The following is a 1,002-nucleotide window of genomic DNA, read 5'->3' as shown; positions in this document are numbered from 1 at the left end:
ATAAAATCAATCAGTTTAATCCGAGTGCAAAATGTGAGATTACGGTCAATAAAATAACGGATAATGGCGATATTATTCCATTAACAACGCTACTGGTTAAAATTAATGAAAAAGGTGAGCCAGAAGCATATCAAGGTGATGGTCTGGACAGACACGTAGAGAAAAAAGTAATTAAAGCCCCCAATACAGAAAAAGTGCATCAGAATAGAATACGCCAGAATATTCGGCCCAATGAATATCCTCATGATATGACAGTATTCCAATTTAATAAAAAAATAAGTATGGCGGGGTTACCTGAATGGGAATGGGTGAACTCTGAAAGGTATCAAGATACTGTGGAACAACGGAAACTATTGCAAATAGCGTATTCAGAATTATGGGCGGCTTTTAATCAAAAAAATTTATCAAAAATAGAACAAATATTGACTCCTTCACTAAAAACTTGGGTAGAAACAACAGGAGGGACGATTGACGAACAACTAGAATCACGTGAAATAGTGGCTGATTTTAATCAGAAGGCATTCGCAATGATCCCAATTACTTGGGATAATTTTGAACCCTTAGTTATGAATGATGGGAAAATGGTAAAGTTGGTTTATAAAGAAGATTTTGATTATTCACCTATTTCATATAGCTATTTTAACAATGCAAATAGAAAAATTATTGGAGTACATTCCCCAATATTTTCTTTAGTAAATGGAAAATTCATTCCAGTCATATAGTCGGGTATTATTATGCCAACAATTATTCTTATTGGTGACTCTGATACAGGCCATGGAAAACATGGCCCAACCCAATTAATTACAGGTTCACCAACGGTAAAAATCGTTGCTCGGCAAGCCACCTCACGGTGGCTACTAAAGAGCTATCCCACTAGATAAGGAGTGGATTATTCATGAACTATTATCCAAAGAAAAATCTCAATATCGTTGGTTACTTTTTTAACCATCAGGATACTTCCAAGTCAATATATAGAATTAATAAACGTTTTTTATGGGCCAA

At 34.7% G+C, this 1,002-nt stretch carries 2 protein-coding genes; both read left to right on the top strand.

Annotation, left to right across the window (positions count from 1 at the left end):
- The coding region (locus ACLPIE_RS22515; protein ID WP_430263845.1) for a hypothetical protein at positions 1 to 722 on the top strand (722 nt) is incomplete at its 5' end.
- A 12-nt stretch (positions 723 to 734) separates the two neighbouring features.
- On the top strand, positions 735 to 881 hold the full coding sequence (locus tag ACLPIE_RS22510) for a PAAR domain-containing protein (protein ID WP_430263844.1): 147 nt from the start codon (positions 735 to 737) through the stop codon (positions 879 to 881).
- The last annotated feature ends 121 nt before the right edge of the window (positions 882 to 1,002 follow it).

This window comes from Providencia sp. Me31A (assembly GCF_050487165.1).
Lineage (GTDB): Bacteria > Pseudomonadota > Gammaproteobacteria > Enterobacterales > Enterobacteriaceae > Providencia.
Note: the sequence above shows the minus strand (reverse complement) of the source record. Positions and strands in the feature narration are given on the sequence as shown.

Coding starts and splice junctions, on each gene's coding strand:
- ACLPIE_RS22510 (WP_430263844.1), top strand. CDS start 735: ATGCCAACAATTATTCTTATTGGTGACTCTGATACAGGCCATGGAAAA.